This is a genomic window from Sphingomonas sp. (assembly GCF_965248875.1).
Classification (GTDB): Bacteria; Pseudomonadota; Alphaproteobacteria; order Sphingomonadales; family Sphingomonadaceae; genus Sphingomonas.
This window is the reverse complement of record NZ_CBDFKR010000011.1, coordinates 752,434-774,468: the sequence shown is the minus strand read 5'-3', so window position 1 is coordinate 774,468 and position 22,035 is coordinate 752,434. Positions and strand designations below refer to the sequence as shown.

General features: G+C 64.4%; 24 protein-coding genes and 1 tRNA gene. 12 read left to right on the top strand and 13 right to left on the bottom strand.

Annotated features, from left to right (window positions below; all coding sequences use genetic code 11):
• Nucleotides 1-38 precede the first annotated feature (38 nt).
• From hemB to ACP2AD_RS10685, 3 genes are read left to right on the top strand one after another with little or no spacing between them, the layout of a single operon-like run.
• Nucleotides 39-1,025, top strand: a complete 987-nt coding sequence (gene hemB / locus ACP2AD_RS10695; protein ID WP_425230041.1) for a porphobilinogen synthase — start codon at nt 39-41, stop codon at nt 1,023-1,025.
• Nucleotides 1,022-1,561, top strand: a complete 540-nt coding sequence (locus ACP2AD_RS10690; protein WP_425230040.1) for a GNAT family N-acetyltransferase — start codon at nt 1,022-1,024, stop codon at nt 1,559-1,561. The genes hemB and ACP2AD_RS10690 overlap by 4 nt, the downstream gene beginning before the upstream one ends.
• Nucleotides 1,558-2,094, top strand: coding sequence for a GNAT family N-acetyltransferase (locus ACP2AD_RS10685; protein WP_425230039.1), 537 nt, complete (start codon nt 1,558-1,560; stop codon nt 2,092-2,094). Before ACP2AD_RS10690 ends, ACP2AD_RS10685 begins: the two co-directional genes overlap by 4 nt.
• An 8-nt stretch (nt 2,095-2,102) precedes the next feature.
• On the opposite strand, the gene ACP2AD_RS10680 is transcribed toward ACP2AD_RS10685, so the two are convergent.
• Nucleotides 2,103-3,398 carry a hypothetical protein gene (locus ACP2AD_RS10680; protein ID WP_425230038.1) on the bottom strand — a complete coding sequence of 432 codons (1,296 nt, stop codon included), beginning with the start codon at nt 3,396-3,398 and terminating at the stop codon, nt 2,103-2,105.
• A 398-nt stretch (nt 3,399-3,796) separates the two neighbouring features.
• Between ACP2AD_RS10680 and ACP2AD_RS10675 the strand changes: the two genes are divergently transcribed.
• Nucleotides 3,797-4,237 carry a GNAT family N-acetyltransferase gene (locus ACP2AD_RS10675; RefSeq protein WP_425230037.1) on the top strand — a complete coding sequence of 147 codons (441 nt, stop codon included), beginning with the start codon at nt 3,797-3,799 and terminating at the stop codon, nt 4,235-4,237.
• On the opposite strand, the gene ACP2AD_RS10670 is transcribed toward ACP2AD_RS10675, so the two are convergent.
• Nucleotides 4,212-4,586: a hypothetical protein gene (locus ACP2AD_RS10670; protein WP_425230036.1), complete on the bottom strand. Its 375-nt coding sequence runs from the start codon at nt 4,584-4,586 to the stop codon at nt 4,212-4,214. The genes ACP2AD_RS10675 and ACP2AD_RS10670 overlap by 26 nt on opposite strands.
• A 216-nt stretch (nt 4,587-4,802) precedes the next feature.
• On the opposite strand from ACP2AD_RS10670, the gene ACP2AD_RS10665 reads away from it, so the two are divergent.
• Nucleotides 4,803-4,879, top strand: a tRNA-Arg gene (locus tag ACP2AD_RS10665).
• 426 nt (nt 4,880-5,305) lie between these two features.
• On the opposite strand, the gene ACP2AD_RS10660 is transcribed toward ACP2AD_RS10665, so the two are convergent.
• From ACP2AD_RS10660 to ACP2AD_RS10635, 6 genes are read right to left on the bottom strand one after another with little or no spacing between them, the layout of a single operon-like run.
• The gene (locus ACP2AD_RS10660; protein ID WP_425230035.1) at nt 5,306-5,716 is read right to left on the bottom strand and encodes an acyl-CoA thioesterase; all 411 of its coding nucleotides are present in this window, start codon (nt 5,714-5,716) and stop codon (nt 5,306-5,308) included.
• Complete coding sequence (locus ACP2AD_RS10655; protein ID WP_425230034.1) at nt 5,703-6,008, bottom strand: DUF4387 domain-containing protein; 306 nt, start codon at nt 6,006-6,008, stop codon at nt 5,703-5,705. The genes ACP2AD_RS10660 and ACP2AD_RS10655 overlap by 14 nt, the downstream gene beginning before the upstream one ends.
• Nucleotides 6,001-7,389, bottom strand: a complete 1,389-nt coding sequence (locus tag ACP2AD_RS10650; RefSeq protein ID WP_425230033.1) for an acyclic terpene utilization AtuA family protein — start codon at nt 7,387-7,389, stop codon at nt 6,001-6,003. Before ACP2AD_RS10650 ends, ACP2AD_RS10655 begins: the two co-directional genes overlap by 8 nt.
• A gap of 7 nt (nt 7,390-7,396) precedes the next feature.
• Nucleotides 7,397-8,713, bottom strand: coding sequence for a CitMHS family transporter (locus ACP2AD_RS10645; RefSeq protein ID WP_425230032.1), 1,317 nt, complete (start codon nt 8,711-8,713; stop codon nt 7,397-7,399).
• A gap of 46 nt (nt 8,714-8,759) precedes the next feature.
• The gene (locus tag ACP2AD_RS10640) at nt 8,760-9,584 is read right to left on the bottom strand and encodes an alpha/beta fold hydrolase (RefSeq protein ID WP_425230031.1); all 825 of its coding nucleotides are present in this window, start codon (nt 9,582-9,584) and stop codon (nt 8,760-8,762) included.
• Between the two features lie 26 nt (nt 9,585-9,610).
• Entirely contained in the window at nt 9,611-12,619 is a 3,009-nt protein-coding gene (locus ACP2AD_RS10635) for a TonB-dependent receptor domain-containing protein (protein WP_425230030.1), read from the bottom strand.
• A 158-nt stretch (nt 12,620-12,777) separates the two neighbouring features.
• Between ACP2AD_RS10635 and ACP2AD_RS10630 the strand changes: the two genes are divergently transcribed.
• The 3 genes from ACP2AD_RS10630 to ACP2AD_RS10620 all read left to right on the top strand — a co-directional run bounded on the left by ACP2AD_RS10630 (nt 12,778) and on the right by ACP2AD_RS10620 (nt 15,255).
• Nucleotides 12,778-13,461, top strand: coding sequence for a Crp/Fnr family transcriptional regulator (locus ACP2AD_RS10630; RefSeq protein WP_425230029.1), 684 nt, complete (start codon nt 12,778-12,780; stop codon nt 13,459-13,461).
• Nucleotides 13,458-13,949, top strand: a complete 492-nt coding sequence (locus ACP2AD_RS10625) for a DUF2188 domain-containing protein (protein WP_425230028.1) — start codon at nt 13,458-13,460, stop codon at nt 13,947-13,949. Before ACP2AD_RS10630 ends, ACP2AD_RS10625 begins: the two co-directional genes overlap by 4 nt.
• Before the next feature lie 394 nt (nt 13,950-14,343).
• Nucleotides 14,344-15,255: an IS1595 family transposase gene (locus ACP2AD_RS10620; protein ID WP_425230027.1), complete on the top strand. Its 912-nt coding sequence runs from the start codon at nt 14,344-14,346 to the stop codon at nt 15,253-15,255.
• 42 nt (nt 15,256-15,297) lie between these two features.
• Here the strand turns inward: ACP2AD_RS10620 and ACP2AD_RS10615 are convergent, their stop codons facing one another.
• The gene (locus ACP2AD_RS10615; RefSeq protein WP_425230026.1) at nt 15,298-15,444 is read right to left on the bottom strand and encodes a hypothetical protein; all 147 of its coding nucleotides are present in this window, start codon (nt 15,442-15,444) and stop codon (nt 15,298-15,300) included.
• A 358-nt stretch (nt 15,445-15,802) separates the two neighbouring features.
• On the opposite strand from ACP2AD_RS10615, the gene ACP2AD_RS10610 reads away from it, so the two are divergent.
• Entirely contained in the window at nt 15,803-16,129 is a 327-nt protein-coding gene (locus ACP2AD_RS10610) for a hypothetical protein (protein WP_425230025.1), read from the top strand.
• Nucleotides 16,130-16,273: 144 nt separating this feature from the next.
• Nucleotides 16,274-16,492, top strand: coding sequence for a hypothetical protein (locus ACP2AD_RS10605; protein WP_425230024.1), 219 nt, complete (start codon nt 16,274-16,276; stop codon nt 16,490-16,492).
• A gap of 434 nt (nt 16,493-16,926) precedes the next feature.
• On the opposite strand, the gene ACP2AD_RS10600 is transcribed toward ACP2AD_RS10605, so the two are convergent.
• From ACP2AD_RS10600 to ACP2AD_RS10585, 4 genes are read right to left on the bottom strand one after another with little or no spacing between them, the layout of a single operon-like run.
• Entirely contained in the window at nt 16,927-17,334 is a 408-nt protein-coding gene (locus tag ACP2AD_RS10600; RefSeq protein WP_425230023.1) for a DUF6527 family protein, read from the bottom strand.
• Entirely contained in the window at nt 17,334-18,512 is a 1,179-nt protein-coding gene (locus ACP2AD_RS10595) for a ThiF family adenylyltransferase (RefSeq protein ID WP_425230022.1), read from the bottom strand. Before ACP2AD_RS10595 ends, ACP2AD_RS10600 begins: the two co-directional genes overlap by 1 nt.
• On the bottom strand, nt 18,490-18,942 hold the full coding sequence (locus ACP2AD_RS10590) for a multiubiquitin domain-containing protein (RefSeq protein ID WP_425230021.1): 453 nt from the start codon (nt 18,940-18,942) through the stop codon (nt 18,490-18,492). The genes ACP2AD_RS10595 and ACP2AD_RS10590 overlap by 23 nt, the downstream gene beginning before the upstream one ends.
• A gap of 10 nt (nt 18,943-18,952) precedes the next feature.
• Nucleotides 18,953-19,186: a DUF2188 domain-containing protein gene (locus ACP2AD_RS10585; protein WP_425230020.1), complete on the bottom strand. Its 234-nt coding sequence runs from the start codon at nt 19,184-19,186 to the stop codon at nt 18,953-18,955.
• Between the two features lie 286 nt (nt 19,187-19,472).
• Between ACP2AD_RS10585 and ACP2AD_RS10580 the strand changes: the two genes are divergently transcribed.
• Nucleotides 19,473-19,760: a hypothetical protein gene (locus tag ACP2AD_RS10580; protein WP_425230019.1), complete on the top strand. Its 288-nt coding sequence runs from the start codon at nt 19,473-19,475 to the stop codon at nt 19,758-19,760.
• Nucleotides 19,761-19,994: 234 nt separating this feature from the next.
• The gene (locus ACP2AD_RS10575) at nt 19,995-20,948 is read left to right on the top strand and encodes an aldo/keto reductase family protein (protein ID WP_425230018.1); all 954 of its coding nucleotides are present in this window, start codon (nt 19,995-19,997) and stop codon (nt 20,946-20,948) included.
• The last annotated feature ends 1,087 nt before the right edge of the window (nt 20,949-22,035 follow it).

The following is a 22,035-nucleotide window of genomic DNA, read 5'->3' as shown; positions in this document are numbered from 1 at the left end:
TGCTTGCGCGTCGCGTTCCGCCGCCGCAAAGCGAGGCCATGTCGTCCTACCCCGCCGTCCGCCTCCGTCGCACCCGCGCCAGCGCCTGGAGCCGCCGTCTTCATGCCGAGACGGTCCTAACCCCGGCCGACCTGATCTGGCCGTTGTTCATCACCGCGGGCGAGGCGGAGGAGCAAATCGGGAGCCTGCCCGGCGTGTCGCGCTGGCCGGTCGCGGGCATCGTCGAGCGGGCGCGCGAGGCGCGCGACCTGGGCATCCCATGCGTGGCGCTGTTCCCGAACACCCCCCCCGAGCGGAAGAGCGAGCGCGGCGAGGAAGCGCTCAACCCCGACAATCTGATGTGCCGGGCCATCCGCGCGCTCAAGGATGCCGTACCCGACGTCGGCGTGCTGACCGACGTGGCACTCGATCCGTACACGACGCACGGCCATGACGGGCTGGTCGACGGCGCCGGCTACGTGCTCAATGACACAACCTCCGAGGTACTCGTCGCGCAGGCGCTCAACCAGGCTGCGGCGGGGGCGGACATCATCGCGCCGTCGGACATGATGGACGGGCGCGTCGGGCTGATCCGAGGCGCGCTGGAGGCGGCGGGCCACGCCAACATCCAGATCATGGCCTATGCCGCCAAATACGCCAGCGGCTTCTACGGCCCGTTCCGCGACGCGGTCGGCTCACGGGGCCTGCTAAAGGGCGACAAGAAGACCTACCAGATGGACCCTGCCAACGCCGAGGAAGCGCTGCGCGAGGTGGCGCTTGATCTGGCCGAGGGTGCGGACAGCGTCATGGTCAAGCCCGGGCTGCCCTATCTCGACATCGTCGTCCGCGTGAAGGAGCGGTTCGGCGTCCCGGTCTTCGCGTACCAGGTGTCGGGCGAGTATGCGATGATCGAAGCGTCGGCGGCGGCCGGGGCGGGGGAGCGCGACGCCTTGGTGCTGGAGACGCTGATGGGCTTCAAGCGCGCGGGCTGTTCGGGCGTGCTGACCTACCACGCGGCGCATGCGGCGCGGCTGCTGGGCGCGTGATCCAGACCGAGCGCCTGCTGCTGCGCCCGTTCCGGCCGGACGACGCCGACGCCTTCGCGCGGGTGCTCAACACGCCAGCCATGATGGCCCATCTTGGCGGGATGAAGTCCCGCGCGGCGATCGACGCGTCGCTTGGCAAGCGTCTGGCCGATCAGGCGCGCGATGGATTTTCTTACTGGGCGGTGGAGCTGCGCGACGGGTCCGCGCTGGTGGGGACATGCGGATTACGGCTCGGCCAGAACTATCCCGGCACACCGGTCGAGGGATTGCACGAGCTGGGCTGGCGGATCGCGGAGGCGCATTGGCGCACGGGCCTGGCGCGGGAGGCTGCCGAAGCGACGATCGCTTGGACTTGGGCGAACACCGCCGCACCGTTGCTCGCTGCATGGACGACGGCGGCGAACGTCGCCTCATGGCGGTTGATGGAGCGGCTCGGCATGGCTCGGCGGCGGGATCTGGATTTTACCGAAGTCGGCTGCGATCCTGCCGATCTGCTCGGCGCGCGGATGGTCTACGCATTGGATCGGCCGGCATGATCGACACGCCACGCCTGCGGCTCCGCGCCTGGCGCGAGGCGGACAAGGCGGACTTCGCGGCGGTCGTCAACACGCCCGCGATGATGCGGCACTTCGGCGGCGTGAAGCCGCGTACCGACATCGATCCGCTCATCGATCAGCAGATCGCCAGCCAGACGGCGGACGGTTGTTCGATGTGGGCGGTGACCCTTCACGACGGCACGCTTGCCGGCATCTGCGGCGTGCGATGGCAGCGCCTGTACCGCGGCCTGCCGGTGTTTGGCGAGCTGGAGATCGGCTGGCGGGTCGGCGAACGCTGGTGGGGGCAGGGGATCGCCCGAGAGGCGGCGGCGGCGAGCATCGACTGGGCCTGGGCGAACAGCGATGCGCCGCGGGTCGCCGCCTGGACGAGCGCAGGCAACACGCGGTCTTGGGGGCTGATGAAGCGGCTCGGCATGCATCGCCTGCCGGCACTCGATTTCCGCCACCCGAAGGTGGCGGCGGGCGATCCCGACGGGGCGATGATCGTTTACGCGATCGATCGCCCCGCCTGATTGTCCGGTCAGCGGCGCGGACGCTCCGACACCGTCAGCGTCGCGGGCGCCGTCGACCCGGAGGCGTAGGTGCCGACAAAGATGTCGTACCGTCCGCTCTGCGGCGCCGAAAAGGTCACCAGCGGGTTCGTGCCCTCGCCGCTGTCGTCGTCGCAATACCAACGCCCGTCGGGACCGTTGATTGCGAGCGTCGTGTCGGCGTTCGACGTGACGCCGATCAGCAGCGGCAGCTGGCCGCCGCCGCCGACCTTGCCGCTGTTATTCGTCGCGCCGCTGCCGCGATAAGTTACCTTGTAGTCGGGCTGATGACCGACAAAGCCGGTGCACTGACTGCCCACGACGTGGGCGTTGATCGTGCCGCCGGCCGTGACGCGGCGGGTGTGCGGATCGGGGGTGAAACCCGTCGTGAGGGTCACTTCGCCATTATAGGATGCGGCCGAAGGATCTGGGCGATCGTCGTCGCTGCTGGCACTGTTGCCGTTCTGGTTGATGTCACGGAACGATGGTGACGAACTGCTCAGCTCCGACACCCGGAGCTGCGCCGAGGGCGACACGCCGCGCTCATAGGTGCCGACGTAGATGTCGTATCGTCCGCTTACCGGGTGAGTGAAGCGCAGCGCCGGGTTGACGCCCTCGCCGCTGTCGTCGTCGCAATACCAGTTGCCATTGGGGTCGTTGATCGCGAGCATGGTGTCGCTACCCGATGCGACCGACACCACCAGCGGCAGCGACGAGCCCGAGCTGGGATTATAGGTGATCTTGTAGTCGGGCGCCCGTGCGATCCAGCCGCGGCACGCGCCGCCCAGCGTGCTGGCGTCCAGCTCGCCGCCTGCCGTCACCGCGGCGCGGAACGGATCGGGCGTGAAGCCGCCGTTCAGCGTCCGCGCGCCATAGGTGGCGTTCAGCCCGACATTCGGCCGGTCACCGCCGCCGCCGCCGCTATTGCTGCTGGTGCGGCGGCCGCCGTCGAAGTTGCGCGCCGAGGGCACCGAGCTGCTCAGTTCGGAAATACGCAGTCGCGCCGGCGCGCTGGCGCCGGAATTGTAGGTGCCGACGAAGATGTCGTAGCGGCCCGACGCCGGATTGTTGAAGCGGATGGCAGGGTTGGTGCCGCCGCCGCTGTCGTCATCGCAATACCAGGTGCCGTTGGGCCCGTTGACGGCCAGCATCGTGTCGCTGTCCGCCTGAACGGAGATGATGAACGGCAGCGACGAGGAGTCGCTCGGATTATACGTGACCTTGAAGTCGGGTTGATTGGCGACGAAGCCGCGGCACTGCTCGCCCAGCGACTGCGCGCTGTTCACGCCGCCCGCTCTCACGTTGACTGTCTTCGGGTCCGGTTCGAATCCCGACGACAGCGTGATCGAGCCGTTCAACGACGGCGCGGATGGATCCGGATCGTGGCCGATTGCCGGTGCGGCGGCGACAACAGCGACTGTTGCGAGCAGGTAAGCAATACGCATGTTCGATTTACCCCCGTTTGACGAACTCGTACGTTGAAACGTGCCACATTCACGGCCGGTGAACAACTGCACGCCGTTGCGGCGAAGTAATGATACGCGCTTCGCCGTGATGGAAACCGAACGGTTGCGGCTGCGCCGCTGGCGTTTGCACGATGCAAGCAACTACAGGCGGATAGCTGCCGATCCACGGGTGGTCGCGACGTTGGGTGAACCGCCGATTGCGGCCGGCGCGCGCGGTGATGACCGCGCAGAATGTCCTGCTCGAGACGCTCGGCCACTGCTTGTGGGCCATCGAAAGACGCGAGTCGCCGGAAGTGATCGGCTGGTGCGGGATCAAGCTCGGCCCCGATCGCACGCCGACTGCTGGGCTGCCCGAGCTCGGCTGGACGCTCGACCTCGGCTGGCAGGGGCAGGGCGTTGCGACCGAGGCGGCGAATGCGGTCGTCACCTGGGCCTGGGCGCAAACCGCGTATCCCCGCCTGCATGCGATCACGACCCCAGCCAACGCTGCAAGCCGGGCGGTTATGGTTCGATTGGGGATGCACCGGATCGCAGGTGATGATTTCGATCATCCGGCGTTGCCCGACGGTGACTCTCTACGACGTCACGTAAGCTATACGATCGGGCGCCCGCCCGCGCGTCCGCCCGGGAATGTCAGGACGTCGGCAGCCGCGCGCTGATCGCCGCAATGCCCTGCGTCTCGCGCTCCGACTCCGCCGCGGCGCGTGCCTGTAACGCATCGAGCGCCGGATACGCGGTGCCCGCGGTGCCGAGCCGCTCGCCCGCCAGTGTTTCGAGGTCGCTCGCCAGCGACGAGGCCTGTGCACGCCAGTCGTCCAGCGCAGCCAGCGCGGTTTGCGCGGTCAGCCATGCCTCGCTGCCGACCGTGCGCGCGCCTGGCGCCGCCGCACCCCGCTCGGCGCGGGCGTGGTCTGCGTCATAGCCGTGCGCCACCGCCGAAATCCTTGCATCCAGCTCGCGAAGCCGCGCGTCCAGCGCCGGGTCTGCGACGGTGGGTGCCGGAGCCATGACCGCCGGCTCGTCGAAACCGTTCCGCTCCGTCGGTCGAGGCAGCAGCGATGGATAGCCGTCGCCGGCTGTGGCGCATGCCGTGATGAGGAGCGGCAAGGCGAGAAGCAGAGGCGTTTTCATGAGCCTTCGCCGTATGTCGTGCGCCCCGCCGAGGCAACGTTCGTGCGCGCTTGCGCCCCGCCGCAACCACCCCTATGAGCGCCGCTCCATTGCGCGCCCGTAGCTCAGCTGGATAGAGCATCAGACTACGAATCTGAGGGTCGGACGTTCGAATCGTTCCGGGCGCGCCACTTTTCAGGTACTTAGGGCGACAGGCCCAGTCGGATTAGGGTTCTAGGTAACATCCTAGGTAACACTGTCTGACGAGCTCGAGTCACCAAGGCTGCAGATTGGCAGTTTGCAGTCGTCATCATGGCCTCCTGAGTGCATCCCGATTCGCGCACTCTCCTCCCGGTTCGTGCACCGCTCGCGGTCAGGTGGCGAGTACAGCCAGCTCGCGAACAGAGGACCAGCCCCGGTTTCAGAACCTCTTGGCAGGCGGTAGCTCTCCATCGTTTATGCAGCTGACAAATCCCACAATCGGCCATTCACGCCAGCGTTGCGACCGCGCGAAAGCGGACATTTGTTCAGGCAGTATCCTACGAGCGGTAATGGCCGGTAGCAGAACGGCAGCTCACAGCTTTCAACGGCGCTTAGCTGCCGAACGTCGTTTCGCTTTAGAGCAGTTGAGTGTTCAGCCTGCCTCTGGGGTTGCGCGCGAGCCGCAGGGGGCGGTGGGTGACCGCGTCAATCGAACACCAGTGGCTGAACGCCTCGGCGAGGCATTCGTCGCCGCGCCTGACCTGCGTGCGATAGGTTGACCGAGCGCCTCTGAAATCCTCCAACTCCGCCACTGCCGTAAGCCTGTCGCCTGCGAACGCCGCGCGCCGGTAGGTGATCTCGTGCTTAAGGGCGATCCACAGATGCCGCGCGAACTCCTTTGGTGGTGCGATCCTGGCCCAGTGGGCGATCACCGTCTCCTGTACCCACCGAAGATAGACCGCGTTGTTCACGTGGCCCATGTGATCGATGTCGGTGTCCTCGATGACAATCGGGCGCTGCTCGCGTCGCCAGTCAGAGTTCGACATCTAACAGGCTGACGTACTGCTGTCCGCCGTGCATGTCGCGCTCCAGTGACCCACCCTGGGGATGACGGCGTGGATAGGACATCTTGAGGACATGGAGGTTGGGCACGAGGAAGCGCTTGATCGATCGGTCGTCGATGCCCAGCAGCTGCGCGACCTGCGCGGCGCCGAGGCTCGGCGACTGCGCATAGCGATCGAATGACTCGGCGTCCTTGAAGAACATGTCGAGCGTAATCCAGAACGGACCGGCGTTCTTGGTCCGGACGTGCCGGCACACCTCGCGCAGCTTAGGCAACGACCGTCTCCAGTTGCGGCATGTGGACAATCCTGACCAGTTCGAGGGGGTCGTCCACCATCACCACGTGGTTCAGGCGGAACTCGTAGACTTGACCGCGCTCGATCTCGGCGGGGGAGAACGGGAAGGCGTAGCTCGGCAGCTCGCCGTCGACGTCGAGCGGCATGTGGAAGAACATCGGATTGCAGGTCTTGGCGATCGTCGTCGCCAGTTCCTGGGTCTCCGCCGTCGCCACGAAAAGCAGGCCCACCTCGCGCGGCGCGGTTCCGTCCACGACCGGCAGGCCCGTCACGGCGTTCCAGCCGTAGGGGCGCAACGAGATGTCGTAGCGGCCCGCCGCGGCGCCCATCGCGGTGGACACGCGCGCGTGCAGATGCTGGTCCATCTGAGCGAGGAACCTGTCCAGTTCGGCCAGGACGTTCGGGGCCTGTATGCCCACCAGCATGATCGTCTGGAACGCTCCGCCGGAGGCACCTTCGAGCTTCATCGTGTAAGGTGCGCCCTCAAATTTCGATCCCGTGACCCGGACCGTGCGCTCGTCCATCGCCTCGTAACGCGAGTCTCTGACGTCCAACGTCCCGCCCGGCTCGAGCATCTCGAACGGGTCGCTGTTCTCGTAAAGCATGTGCGCCGACACGGTATAGGGGTCGCACGCGTTCTCGGGGCTCAGCGGCTCGACCTCGAAAGCGTCCGTACCGACGCGGATCATCACTCCGCCGTCGCGCGAACGGCGGGTGCACAGGCCGCCGCACTCAGCCGTTTTGCCGGCGTGCCACGCGGGACCGGCGCCGGCGCCCTTCCAGAGCGGCACCGCCGCCAGAACCGCCGTATCCGTGGTGCGTCCGCCCAGGATGATGTCCGCCCCTGCCTCCAGTGCTGCGACATATGGCTCCGGACCCATCAGCGCGACGATGTGGTTGCAGCCCGCGAAGATCTCCGGGTCGACGGAATCGAATAGCGCCAACGGCTTGACGAGGCCGTCACGAGCCTTGGCTTGCAGCACGGATGCCGGCTGCTCGGAATAGAGGAGCGCGATCCTCGGCGACAGTCCCTCGTCCTCCGCGATCTCCACCGCGATGTCGTGCATCCAGTCAAGCGCCATGTCGCACCCCGACGTGCCGCACGATCCGATGAGCAGCGGAATGCCGGCTTCCGCCTGTGCCTTCATGAGCACGGCAAGGTCGCTCTTCACCGCCGCGCGGGAATATTTGGGCCTTCCCGTCGCCAGGTACGCGGGGCCGCTGTCAGTCGATCCGGCGTCGCAGGCGATGGCGTGCGCACCGGCCGCCAGTCCGGCCGCCACGTCCCTCGGCCGCACACCCGCCCCGAGCGCGCCGGTGGGAACCATGATGTCGATCGTGTTTGCTAGCCGGCTCGTCATGGCGTTCTCACAGGATTGCGCCGGTCAGGCAGGCGCTGGTGATGAGGATGAGCGTGAGCAGAGCGGCCCACTTCAGCGAGAAACGTTGCAACGCTCCGACCTCCACGCCGAGAAGCCCCGAGACCAGGTAGATTGCCGCGACCAGCGGACTGAGCGCATGGATCGGCTGCGCGAGCAGCGACGCCCGCCCGATCTCGACCGCCGGTACACCATAGTGCGTGGCAGTCTGCGCGATCACCGGCACAACCCCGAAATAGTAGGCGTCGTTGGACAGCGCGAAGGTCAAAGGCGCGCTGAGGAAGGCGGTGAACGGCGCCAGCCACGGGCCGAGCGCCGGCGGCACCGCTGTCATCGCGCCTTTCGCCATCGCGTCCACCATGCCCGTCCCCGCCAGGACGCCCGTAAAGACGCCTGCGGCGAGGATCAGCAGCACGATCGGCAGCGCGTTCTGCGCGTGGGCCGCAAGGCGGTCTCGTTGCGCCGTTGGATCGGGATAATTGATGATCAGCGCTAGGCCTAATCCGAGCATGAACAGCAAGGGTAACGGTATCAGGTGGATGACCGCCAGCCCCAGCACGGTCAGGGTGAGCGCGAGATTGACGGGAAAGAGACGTGGCCGGGCGAAGGCGGCACGCTCCGCCGGTACCAGCTCGGCGGCAGCGTCGTCGAAGCCGTAGTTGGACTTCAGGGTCGATCCTTCCGCAGGTGCTGCGGCCAGACGGATCCGCTCGCCGCGGCCGAGATACCACGCGATCGCGAAGGTTCCGACAAGTCCGACCGCGATGGTCGGCAGAAGTGGGACGAAAATGTCGGCGGGGTTGACCTGCAACGCGGCCGCGACCCGTCCCAGCGGACCTCCCCAGGGCGCCAGATTAACAACGGTGTTGGCCGACGCGAGCACTACGGCCAGGATGAGCGGGTTCATTCCGAGCCGCCGGTAGACCGGCAGGAATGCGGTGATGGTGATGAGCGCAGTCGTTGCGCCGTCGCCATCCAGCGAGACGACTGTCGCCACCGCGGCGGTGCCCAGCGTGACGCGCACGGGATCGTCGCCGGCGAACCTCAGCACCCGGCTGACGAGCGGTTCGAAGAGACCGGCATCGATCATCATCGCGAAGAACAGAACCGCGAACAGCAGCAACGTCGCGGTCGGCGCCAGCTTGGTGATACCGTCGACCGCCATGGTGCCCAGGTCGGTTCCATGCCCCGACAGCAGCCCGAAGACGATCGGGATGAGAATCAGCGCCACCAGCGCCGAGACGCGACGGGTCATGATCAGGATCATGAAGGTGGCGATCATCAGGTAGCCGAGCAGGATCAGCATGTCATCGAACTCCGCGAGCCTGCGGGAGGACGCGAGGCGGTGGTCGTCATGATGCCGCGACCCGCATGAGCAGCGCGGACAGCTGCTCGGGTGCGCTGACCATGGCCATGTGGCCCGTGCGCAGCGACTCCATCGTCCATCCGGGCTGGCTCCTGGCAAACGCCACCGCCCGCTCGGACGCCGGGTATACCGGCTCGGTGAATTCTACGAAGGTCACCGGCAGCGCGTTGCCGATCGGGGCGGCATAGGTGATCCCCTGCGCGTTCGTGCCGAACGGCTGCGGCGTCATGCGCCGGTCGACCCATGCCTGGTCAGCGGGGTCGATCACCCCCAGCGACAGCGCGCTAGGTGGCGGGATGCTCTCGCCGTGGCTTGGAGCCGCACTGGCGATCCGCGCAGCCCGGGCGGCGGGAGGTAGCTGGTCGAAGAGCGACTGCCCGCTCAATGCCAGCGCGGAGTCAAGAAATATGATCCGCCTGAGCCGATCCCTCATCCGATCGGCGGTGCCGGTGACCACACGGCCGCCGAAGCTGTGTCCGACAAGGACGACGTCGTCGAGCTCCTCCGTCGCCAACAGCATCGTCACGTCCCGCACCCACGTGTCCAGCGTGACGAGGTGGCTGATGAGGTGCGCCCGGTCACCGACCCCGGTCATGGTGGGCGTGAAAACACGGTGACCGGCGGCGACGAGCCGATCCGCCACGCGCCTCCAGGACCAGCCGCCGAGCCAAGAGCCATGCACCAGGACGAACGTCAAAGGTTTGCTCCCACGGCGCCGGAGTCGCTCTCCCGACGTGGCAGCGGCCACCGCAGGCAGCGCCAGCGCGGCAGCCAATACCGATCGGCGAAGCACCTGCGGCTTGTTCGACACGGCTCAGGTCCTCTCGTCGAGATAGGTTAGAATGTCAGCCGGGCACCGACGAAGAACCGCCGGCCGACCAGATCGTAGGTGGCGTAGTCGGTGTTACCGATCACCGTCGAGACCTGCGGCGCCGCACGGTCGAGCAGGTTGGTAACGCCGGCGCGCAGCTGCAATCCTCCCTGGACGCGGACGGAGCCCAGCACGTCGAAGTAGCTGACGGAGACCACCCCGGGCACCGTGCCCGTGTTGCCGACGTTCCCGGCGTTCTTCATCGCGTCGATGTAGCGCCACCGGATGCCGATATCGAACGTGTCGTTGGCGTACGTCGCAGACACGAGTGACTTCCACCGCGGCCGAGCCGACGAGAGCGGATCGATCTGCGTGTTCAGGATTGTCCCGGCGTATTCCTGGAATGGCGAGCCCGGCAGGTTCTGGATCTTGAAGGTATCGAGGTAGTTCACCACCGCGCCCAGCTTGAGGCTGCCAGGGTTGCCGCCGATGCCGAGATCGCTCAGCCGGATGGTCCAGTCCGCCTGCACGTCGATGCCCGAGGTGCGGTAGCCGCCCAGGTTGAGGAGAGGCGAATTGACGACCCCGATCAGGCCGGACTCGGGGCGGCGGCTGATCAGGCTGCAATAAAGGTTCGCCGGGTCGTAGCCGGGGTTGCTGCCATCGGCGTTGAAGCACTTCGCCACCGCCACCGGCGCCGTCACGCTGCCGACCGCCTGCCGCAACTTGATGTTGTAGTAATCTATCGAGATGGTGAAGTTTGACAGCAGGGGCGTGGAGAAGGGCGACCGGACCACTGCACCGATCGAGTAGGTGTCCGCCACCTCCTCCTTCAGGTTGAGGTTGCCCGACGCGTTGAACGTCGCCTGCGCGTTCGTGTCGCGGTAGATGTCAATCAAGTTCGTCGGCACGCCCTGCGCGAGGCACAGCGTGCGGACCTGGGCCGCGCCCACGGCTGTCGCGGCGCGGTAGCCGCTGCGCACGTCGCAGGGATCGCCGCTACCGATGGCGCCGATGGCGCCGAGGCTCTGCGCGGACTGCGTCAGCGGGGAATACAGCTCGCCGATGTTGGGCGCCCGCACCGCGCGGGAGTAGCCGCCCCGGAAGCGGAGAGCGGTGGCGACCTCCCAGTTGAGGTCGGCCTTGTAGGTACTCACACCGCCGATGGTGTTGTAGTCCGAGTAGCGGTAGGCGACGGTCGCCTCCAGCGACCGGAAGAACGGCTGGTCCCTGAGGATCGGGACGAGGAGCTCGCCATAGACCTCCTTGACCTCCGTGGATCCCTGGACCGGCTGCTGCCGCACGAAGTTGACGAGGTCGGTCGTCGTCGCCAGCCCATCAGGCTGGAAGGCGTAGCTGTTGCGTCGGTAATCGGCGCCTGCGGCGAAGCGCAGGGCGCCCGCCGGCAGCGAGAAGAGCGAGCCTGTGAAGGTGCCCTCGACGATCGTCTGCTTCACCTCGGTTGTGCTCGTGATCGTGCGCTGCAGATAGGTCTGGCAGGCGGCCGAAAGCGGCTGGATGCCGAACGGGTTGAACCCGCCGGCGCAGATGCTCCGACCCCCGTCAGGCGCGGCGAAGAGCGCCGAAATGCCTGACAGCGACGGATATCCCCGGTCGGTGATGTCGGCCCGCGTGGAGCCATGGGAGGCATACACGTCGTAGGTGATGTCCGAGCCCGGGATGTCGCCCCTGAGCCCGCCGAGGATCTGGTAGACGGTGTACTTGTCGGTCTGCTGACGCAGCCCGACGTCGTTGAGCCGCTTGGTGATGAAGAACGGCGCCGTCGGATTGGGCCGCGACGCCAGCAGCGCCGCGAGGTCGGCCGGAATGAACGGGTTGGTGACCGGGATCGGTGCCTGCTGGCCGTTAGAGCCACCGAGGACCGGGGCCGCTATGCCGAACGAGGCGGAGTAGTCGGTGAACAGCACCTGGGTGTAGACGGTGACATGGTCGGCGACCTCGTAATCGGCCGCGCCGAAGGCCGAATAGCGCGTCAGCGGCAGCTGCAGATAGCCGAAGTCGCCGGTCGAATAGCCCAGCGTGTTGCCGTCATTGTAGATCGACGTGGGTGGATCCCGGAAGTTGGCGATCGGGTTCGCGCGGCTAAAGAGCGATCCGTCGGTGTTGAAGCCGATCTCTGTCGTGCGCGGCACAGTGACCGTGGTGCCGTATCGGGAGAAGACGCCCGTCACTGCCGCCTGGCTCGGAAGGTTCGCCGCGGTCACCTGCAGCACGCCCTCGGGAAGCGCCGTGGTCACCTTGCTGAACCGGAAGAAGTCGCGGCTCGGTGCGAACACCGGATCGCGATTGGCGTAGCTCAGCGCGAGCGTTGCGTGCCCCTTGTTGTCCACGAACCTGCCGCCGACGGCCAGGCCTGCGTTGAACGTCCCTCCGTCACCGCGCTCGGTGATGCCATACTGGGCGTCGGCGATGAATCCGTTCAGGTTGCGCTTCAGCTTGAAATTGACGACGCCCGCGACGGCGTCGGATCCGTAGGCGGCGGAGGCGCCGCCGGTGATGACCTCGACGTTGTCGACGATGATGTCGGGGATCGTGTTCAAGTCGACCGTGCCATCGGCGTTCGACGGCTGCATCCGGCGCCCGTCCAGCAGGACCAGCGTGCGCTGCGGCCCTAGCGCCCGCAGGTTGGCGCTGGCCTGACCCGCGCGGTTCTGGTTGCCTGCGCCGCCGGTGCCCGAGCCCGCCGACGGCGTGAACTGCGGCAGCGCGTTCAGCGCGCCTTCGACGGTCGGCTGGCCGGTCGACTTGATGAAGTCCTGCGACACCGTCGCGATCGGGCTGGCCGACTGGTAGTCGCGACGTGAGATGCGCGATCCGGTGACCGTAATCTCCTGGGCCGGGGCGGCGTCGGTGCTCGGCGGCGTCTCGACCGGCGCCGGTGCGAGACCCGCCGCCGCGGGCGGCGCGTTCTGCTCCGCTGCAGCAGGCGCGGTCTGCGCGACGGCCGGCGCCGCGACCAGGCAGGTGAGGAAGGTGGTGGCGCGCAGCAGGGTGTGCAGCTTGGTGGCGTTCATGGTATCCCCTCCACAACACGAGACGGGCTCGCGACAAATTGAGCTGAGGCGTCGGTCGCGCCTTTGCGTGGAGGAGCTACTGCAACGGGAACGCGCGACCGGGGTGACACCAATGTTCCATTGGCGAAAGTTTTTCGCGAGGTGAAAATTGCATGCGCTTGGAGCTGATCACTCAAGAGAATTGGATCGCGGAACTGCCCGCTGTGGCACGCGACGCAATGATCTCCCGCATGTCATACCGCGAGCTTGCGCCGGGGAAGGACATTGTTCGGGCCGGTGACGCCCCTCGCAAGATGGTCCAAGTGGTCAGCGGCTATGTGCGGCTCTCTGGCATCCAGACGGACGGACGGCGATCGCTGATCACTATCTACGGGCCGGGGAACAGCTACGGTGAGACCGCGCTCGTCTCGCACCGCGATTTCAATCACACTACGACTACCATGACAGTCGTTGAGGTCGGAGAATTGGCTACCAACGATTTCTGGGAAGTTTACCACCGGTATCCCGAGATCCCCGAAGCGCTCTGCAGGAAATTTGCACGGGCCATCTCCCGGCAGATCGTTGGGAGGGATCTTCGAGCGGAGCATCGCCTCGGAGAGCGCATCGTGATGTTGTTCGAAAATCTTGCTGTCCGGTGCGGCCGCAGAGAGGGCGATCGCGTAACGATCCTCATTCCGTTTTCGCAGACCGACATCGCCGATCACTTCGATGTGACGCGCCAAAGCGTCCAGCGCGAGGTGACCGCTCTCAAACGCGCAGGATTGTTGGAGAAGCGGGATGGCAATTGGACTTTTTTTCAGAGGCCGAGATCAGGATCGCCTCATTTAAACACGGAAAGATGAGCTTGGGCCGGTGCGCTGAGGTCCCCGCCAACCAGCATTTCCAGCGGATGGTCGATAGTGACCCAATCCCGGCCATCCAGCGCCCCTCCCGTAGCTCAAACTATGGACGCTCGTTCAGATCGGCTAAACGGCTGCAGCACGGAGATAGCATTCGTCATTCGCTGGCGGGCGGAAGGGATAAGGAATGTATCGGCTGCCTTGCATCGATCGCTGCTTCCAAGCGGCATACAACGAGCCTATCTAAACGTTGGGAGGACACCGCTATGGCGAAGGCAGGACAGCACGTAGTACCTAACGGCGGCAAGTGGAGCGTACGTAAGGCTGGTGCGGCACGCGCATCGGGCACCTTCGCGACCCAAGGCGAGGCAATCGAGCGAGCGCGTGACGTTGCGCAGAAGCAAAAGACCGAGCTCTTCATTCATGGGCGAGACGGTCGAATTCGTGAGCGCAACTCGTATGGCAACGACCCGCACCCGCCGAAAGGCTGATCTTGGCCGAACCGTCGTTCGAACAATCGGTTTTCATCAACTGCCCGTTCGACCCCGACTACGACGCGCTACTGCAGGCAATCCTCTTCTGCATCGTCGACCTTGGCTTTGTGCCGCGACTGGCGCGAGAGCGAAGCGATTCGGCAGAGATGCGGGTGGAGAAGATCACCGGCCTGATTGAAGCCTCGCTCTATTCAATCCACGATCTCAGCCGCTGCGTAGCAAAGAAGCGAGGTGAGCATTTTCGGCTGAATATGCCCTTTGAGCTCGGCATTGATTGGGCATGCCGACGCTATTTCGGCTCTGGCCGTGAAGCCAAGCGCTTTCTCATCCTGGAAGAAAAACCGGCAATTGTGTACTTGACTACGCAACGTAGCAGGTTCAGTAAGATGCCATGGCGACGAACATCACCGATCCGATCTTCCACGACGAAGCCAAGGCCCTCGCGCATATCGAGGCTTCGCGCTGGAACAGCACCCCGCATTGCGGCCATTGCGGCTCGCTCAAGGTGCGCCGCCTAGCCGGTAAGATGGTCGGCTATTTCCAGTGCAACGACTGCCGCGAGAAGTTCACGATCCGCACCGGCACGATCATGGAGCGCAGCCACATTCCGCTGCACAAGTGGCTGCTTGCGATGCACCTCATGGCCGCTTCCAAGAAGGGCATGAGCGCCAAGCAAATGGAGCGTATGCTCGGCGTCACCTACAAGTCCGCTTGGTTCCTCTGCCACCGCATCCGCGAAGCGATGGAAGGCGCGGCCCCGCAAGGCCCGCTGGGCGGCCCTGGCGAGATTGTGGAAGCCGATGAAACCTACGTCGGTGGCAAGGCCAAGAACCGCGCCTTCCGCGCCCCCGCTCCAAAGAAGCCCGTCGTCGCGCTGGTCCAGCACGAGGGCAACGTGAAGAGTTTCCACGTCGCCAACGTGACGGCCAAGAACGTGCGCCCGCTGCTAGTCGCGCATGTCGATCGCAGCTCGCACCTGATCACCGACGAAAGCCCGATCTACACGCGTGTCGGTCGCGAGTTCGCCGCTCATTCGACAGTGAACCACAGCGCCGGTCAGTACGTCACGCACGGCGGGTTGAAGCACACGAACACCGTCGAAGGGTTCTTCTCGATCTTCAAGCGCGGCGTGATCGGCACCTATCACCACATGAGCGAGGCCCACCTCGGCCGCTACTGCGCCGAGTTCGACCTCCGCTACAACACGCGCTCCATGACGGACGGGGAGCGCGCCGCGGTCATCCTCAAGGGCGGCGAGGGCCGTCGCCTCACCTATCGGCGGGCTGACAAGCTCGCCGCCTAAAACGGCTGCCATTCCCCGAACGATCGGGACACCGCGTAAGCGCTACTTTGATTGAGACTCGCGGCCCTTCGCCTTGCTAGCCTTGTGCGGCTTGGGCCGGGTGGCGAGCACGGCCTTGAGGATCGCCTCACGCCGGGCATCAGTCTCCGCTTCGGAGTAGGTTTCTTCACGTGGGACGTTCTTATCCATGACGATCATCCTACACCTCGACCCGTGCCAAGAACAGGAGGAGGAGGAGCGTCGACCAGCCCAGCACCGCGCACATTCTAAACACGCGCTCAGCCTAGGTCAGCTTTGCATGACGTGGGCTGCCTTAGACGGGGTGCTAGACGATCTGATGGGCACGGTGCTCAGATGCAGCCCAGCCGAAGTGGCGAGCATCTCCACAACAGTCGATAGCATCTCTGGACGCTGTGACATCCTAAAGCGCTTGCTGACGCTAAACTCCCCTAGCGAGCCGTACCGGACATGGCTGACTGCCCTCCTAGATCGCGTCTCTGGCGAGCTTGGGCCGAAGCGTAACCGGTTCGTCCACGATCAATGGAGGGTGACCGATACCCAAACCGTCAGGATCGAGAAGAAGGCGAAGGTCGGAAGAGCGCAGAGCCGGCAACCGCTCTCACTGACGTTCGACACCAAACATGTGACGCCCACCGACGAGGTAGACAAGCTGACTCAACGCGTCGCCCTCGTCATGACGATGCTTAATACCGCAGATTATGATCTGCGGCACTGGCAGCGCTCAGGGCTGCCTCGAGAGCCTCATCAGCAATATATTGAAGCGAGTAAGCCGAACGCTCGATGGATGAATCTCCAAGAACACGAAGAAGCGTTGCGCCAAGGGCGTCCGACATCAGACTTCGTATTTGATTAGCGCCGGCCTGTTCCGAATCCTGTAGCATGGCCATCCTGCGTAGTTAAGTACATAATTGCCGAAAAACCTTACCGCTATCAGGCAGCGCTCTCCGATATCTCAGGTTGCGATATCCAGTATCATGCTGCGGACTTCCAACAAGCAGTGCGGAAGGTTCGCAATTGGCTCGTTAGTGAGGCGGGCATAGCGGCCGATGGCGCCACACGTATTCTTGCGCGCTACACCGACTTTCAGGGGTGGTATTTCGAAAAGCAGCTCGCCGCTGGATTCTCCGACGAGGACATCAAAGATTACGGGACCAGTGAGCTGCTTGCGGCCATGATGGAGTGGAAGGACGCCGGTCAACCGATCTTGCCGGGATGACACCCGAAAACCCGGCAGCCAAGAGTACGTGCCCGAATGACCTCGACCAGCCGACAGTCCGACCCAGAAGCGGTAATCCGAGGTTGCACGTCCGGTTCCCAGGTGCGGACATCCGTTTAACTGGATGACAAGCTCGGCCGCAGTCAGTCGCTGGATTATTCGTCATCGATGCGCGGGCACCGACGTCGGCCGCCTACGCGTTCGCCGAACGGGCGATCGATGACGACCCCGAGGTGGACGTCGGCGCGATCGCGCTCGCTTCTATGCTGGCCTGGCTGGAAATCCGCGACATCCCTCGTGCCGCACCGACCATCCGGCTCTCGGGCGCTTGCTCGACCGCTTCAGCATCCGACTGTCAATGCGCGCGACGCCGTCCGGGGAGGGCGTCAATCGATAACGGCTGACGTTCGAAGGATCGCCCGACAAGCCCGACTTCAGAATTGCAGCCTCGACATGATCGCACGGACAGCGGTCGTCGCGGCGTTCCTGACCCGATCGCGCCAGCGGAGCGGACGGACCTTGATCGCCGCATGCCGAGCGATCTGCCTGCGCATGGTCAACCGCGTCACCGTGTCCGAGAAGGCCGGCCACATCTCCACCTCGCCAGCGGTGATGAAGTAGTGCGACCTGCAGGCGCCATCGCAGACCGAGATCGACGGCGTTATCGTCGCCAAACCGTCCTCTGACCAGACGCGATGGCTGTCGGGGACGAGGAGCGAGACGCGATGACCGCAACCGCAGGCGCAGAGCAGCGCTGCGACCTCGAAGTCCTCGGAATGATAGACGACGCCGTCGTCGAGCTGCTTCGGCAGGCGCTCCACGGCCCTGTAGACGTATGGCATCAGGCGGCGCCCAGAGAGTCGATCTCCACGGGCGCCGTGTCGAAGATCGAGCAGGTGGCGTCGCTCTCGCGATCGAAGAGGCCGAAATGCTGCTTGAAGCGGATGACAGCCATCACCGCGTTCAACGCGTTCAGCTCAGTGATCTGCGCCTGCTTGCGATACTCGTCATCGGCCGCGTTGCCGGTCGGCAGCCGAACGGAAGCGCGGTTTCGCTCGAACGCCGCGCGGTCGGTACCGGTGATCCGCACGAACCCGCTCAGGCCCACGGCCGACCGGTTCAGTCCCATCCCGCAGTCGACGAACGGGACGCCATTGGCGCTCAACCAGTCTACGATGAGGAGGCGAGCGGGTCCGTCATCGACCGAGACAAACACGAAGTCGAACTCGCCCAGCCGGTCGACGTTGTGAGCTTCCAAGCGCTCGGGCACCGGCTGAATTCCGCCATGCCACTGTGCATACTGCCGCGCCAGCGCGTCGACCTTGGGCTGCCCGATCGCGCCGGGGATGAAGCCGGGGATGCGGAAGATAGTATGGACGTGCACCTTGTCGTCGTCGAACAGGGCGATGCGTTCGAGGTGCGTCCGCGCGATGAAATCGAGGATGTAAGAGCCGGTGCCCCCCAGACCGACGATCGCGACCTTCCTGCCGCGCAGCAGCATCGAAACGTCGTTCATGTGATAGCGCGACGACATCGTGTCGGGGAACCTGAGCGGACTGCCCTGCACGGCCGCACCGATCTCTATGCCGCGCAGCGGGGTCGCGTTGGGAAACGCTGCCAGCGCCGGCCCAGTGATCGCGTCGAAGTAGGTCTCCACCTTCTCCTCGAAGGAGCGATAGGTCCGCGCCACTCCGTTCTCGAGCAGCTTGAACGAGAAGGACTGATCGGTGGTCAGATCCCCGGTGATCGCGATAGCGTGCGCGCCACCACCGAGGCGCAGCTCGCGGCCGGATTGATCGCAGGGCCGGACCCCACGCCACCATGCCTGATGATTGGACGGCGGATCGATGACGGCCCCGTTCAGATCGAGCGGGCTGGCCCAGTCGCCATGCTGCAGCCTGCCCGCCGGATCGAGATAGGGAAGCCCGAAGACGACGAGATAGCCGCCGATAAAATCGACGTGGTAACCCTGCTCGTCCAGATCCCTGATGAAAGGATTACGACTCGCCAGTTCCGGCAACCCTAAAGCGCATGTCATCCTTGATCTTCACTTTCTGTCCGGGAGCAAGGGTGCCGCTCGCGTTCTGCGCCGGCCCGTGGGAGTACTTCACGAGGTATTCGTTGGACGCCTGACCACCGCTACCGAGATAAAGCTCGACGACCTGAAGATAGGTAATCTCCTTCAGCTCAACCTGATGCTCGTCCCCGTTCACGAGAACGGTGGTCACCTCGTCGCTGTAGAAGTGCTCGTCGGCGGCCAGGTGGACGACCTCATCGTCGCGCGAGATCGGCTGATCCTCGTGATCACCGGCCACTTCGCGGTAGAGCTTCTCGCGCTTCGGTATCCCGCCGAGCGCATACAGGGCCTCGCCCGTCGTGGGGTTCGGCGACCGGAAGACCGTGCGGTTGATGTGGATGCGGGCCATCAAACCCGTGTGCGCTTCGTTCATGGTGCAATCCTCAGCCGCGCGGCGGGTTGGGGTCGTGACCGTGGCTGTCGCTGCTGGCGATCTTCCCGTCACGATTGTGGATGCGGAACTCGGTGTTCTGGTCGCGGCTGATCTCGCGTCCGCGATCCACGGCGTCCGCCTTGGTGTCGAAGTGACCGCTCGCACGGCTCGCGCCACCGCGCTTCACGTCCCAGCCCCCGCCAGCGTTGGGCACCACATGGTGCGATCCCGGACCCTTGCTCATCGCCCTTCCCTTCAACCACGCTGATACATGTGGATCAGCAGCATGATGCGCTCCGGCCGAAAGGTCCGAGCCATCTTTCAGCAGGTGACCGAGCGAGGCGCAGCCGTGCGCATCGCATTCGACGGGGAGCGGCCCGAGTTACCTGCCGTGGCCGAGTTAAAATCGGTGAAGCGACCCTCGGCGGCACAAGAGTTCTGGCCGGATAACATACCGCCGGATTCCTAGTAGCGCCTTAGCAAGGTGTCTGCAGTGGTGGAAGAATTCGTAGAAGAGATGGAGAAGACATATGTTGGTCGAAGATTACGAGGCCGTGGAGGACGAGGATAGTGAAATGTTGACGCAGGACGATTTGGACGCACTTGGCATCGCCGATGGCTTAATCGAGGATTTGGGCGCCGATGCTGCGAGCACATGGGCAGACGGCTATGCAAAGGCTCTTGACAGTTTTGGAACGCCCGAGGCGGTCGCCCGATGGCAGCTGAACCAGATGGCGCTCGCTGAGCGGGCGGAAGACAATAGCGACATAGGCACCACTAGCCGTGCGGTATTCGAGGCTGTGTCAGCTAAGCGATAATCTTTCCGGCCGTCCCCGGAAACGCCATCGGCTCCGCCATGTTTAGCGAAGCGGTGCGGTCAGGTTGGGATCAACTGTTGATAGCGCAGGCTCAGAGCAAGGGACCTTGCCGCAGAGGGCGTTATAGTCCGACCAAAAAGGAGCAACTAACGATTCGAAGCGTTATCATCAGGGCTGATGGGGTGGCACCCCGTGTGGTATGCACGGCGGAAATAAGCGCCGTTGGAGGTTGCAATGCTCTATCGTCAACTCGGCAAAAGCGAACTCAAAGTTTCGGAGGTTTCGCTCGGCTCGTGGTTGACGTTCGGTGTCGGTATCGAGCGGGACACGGCAGCACAGTGCATAGATCGAGCGTTTGGCCAAGGCATAAACTTCATTGATACGGCGAATGTGTACGGCCGTGGCGTTGCGGAGGAGTTCCTGGGTGAGACGTTGAAGCACCGCAAACGGAACAGCTATGTGCTCGCGACCAAGATCTTTTTCCCGATGAGCGACAGCGACCGGGGCCTGTCACGCGCGCAGATCGAAAAACAACTCGACGCCTCTCTTAAGCGCCTCGCGACCGACTACATCGACCTTTACCAGTGCCACCGCTACGATTTAGCCACACCACTGGACGAAACCATGGAAGCGCTGAGCTATGGCGTGCGCTCGGGCAAGATCAGGTATTTGGGGTTTTCGGAGTGGTCACCCCAGAACATCCGCGATGCTCTTGCTATGACCGGCGTCGCGCGTTTCGTTTCCAGCCAGCCCCAATATTCGCTGCTTTGGCGACGACCTGAGAAGGAGGTCATCCCGCTCAGTGCCGCAAACGGCATTTCTCAGATCGTCTGGTCTCCGCTGGGCCAGGGCGTGTTGACAGGAAAATATTTGCCCGGCGTGCCGCCGCCGGCGGACAGCCGGGCGGCGAGCGACAGCATGGGGGCCATGATGTCGTGTTTACAGACCCCTCAGGTTGTCGCAGCTGTAGACAGGCTTAGGCCCCTGGCAGCCGAGGCGGGCGTCAGCATGGCCCAATTTGCACTCGCTTGGGTGCTTCGGGAGCCCAATGTAGCGTCTGCAATCATTGGCGCGAGCCGACCGGAGCAGGTCGACGACAACGCAGCCGCCTCAGGGCTGGCCATCGACCGCGAGCTTTTCGAAAGGGCCGAGCATATTGTCGCTGGACTGTCTCGCGACGAGAGTTGAACGCGCTCGCTTTTGGGCCAAGCGAGAGGCCGAGCGCCGAGAATCCCTTCGGTCCAGCACTCTAGGACGTTCATCGCGCCCGTATCGGCCGCGATGAAAAATCCGTCCGCCGTTCCGAAGGACTACCGCTGCACGATCGCGCTTCTCACGGGGGCATCCTCCGACGTGCGTCGAGTGGTCGGACGAAGGCTTGGCTTCGTTCCCTATTGGGCGCTAATAGATATGCTTCCTACTTGGCGACACCCGAAGGCGGAGAAAGGCCGTGGCACGGAAGGCGCGGATCGACATGGCTGGTTTACGTTATGGCCGTCTTGTCGGCATCGCCTTCGCACACACCAATTCCGGTGGTAAGGCGCAATGGCTCTTCGCTTGCGACTGCGGCAGGCAGACAATAGCCGACGGCGGAAATGTTCGCTCCGGCCGTACGACGAGTTGCGGCTGCCTTCATCGGGAGATTAGTGCCGAGCGCCTCACCACCCACGGCCGGCGTTCCGCTAAGGAACACGACGCGACGTATCGGGCTTGGCAGGAAATGAACACGATCTGCAGGAACGCGTCGTCTCCGCGGTTTCGTTACTTCGGCGCTCTGGGTGTTAGCGTGTGCCCTAGATGGATTGGCGACTTCCTGAGCTTTGTCTTTGACTTGGGCGAGCGGCCGACGGACACCATGCTGAAACGGATCAACGAGGCTCAGGATTTCACTCCTGATAATTGCAGGTGGACGCCTATTCGGCCTCGCTCGATCCGTGCTAAAGTAGGGCATCAGCGTCGAAGTGCCGCTGACCTCCCAGAGACGACCGTCGTGAGCAGGCAGGTAGTTCAGAGACCGGCTAAAATCCTTGGCGGTCTTGGACCGCCTTATCGAACTCGTGGGCTGACGGCGCACGATAGATGATCGATCGCGCAGCGACGGAGCAGCGGTAGACTTCATTATAGATCGAGGAAACCGCTGATCCGAGTGGTTGCGACTGGGGGCGGCGGCACCGGCTTGCGGCAGGGACGCATCGTGAGTGCTGGGTTATGGGTCGATGGCCGCCGCAGAGGGGCTCTCGAAATTTCTGGTTATGGCACCCCATCACGCGGCGTC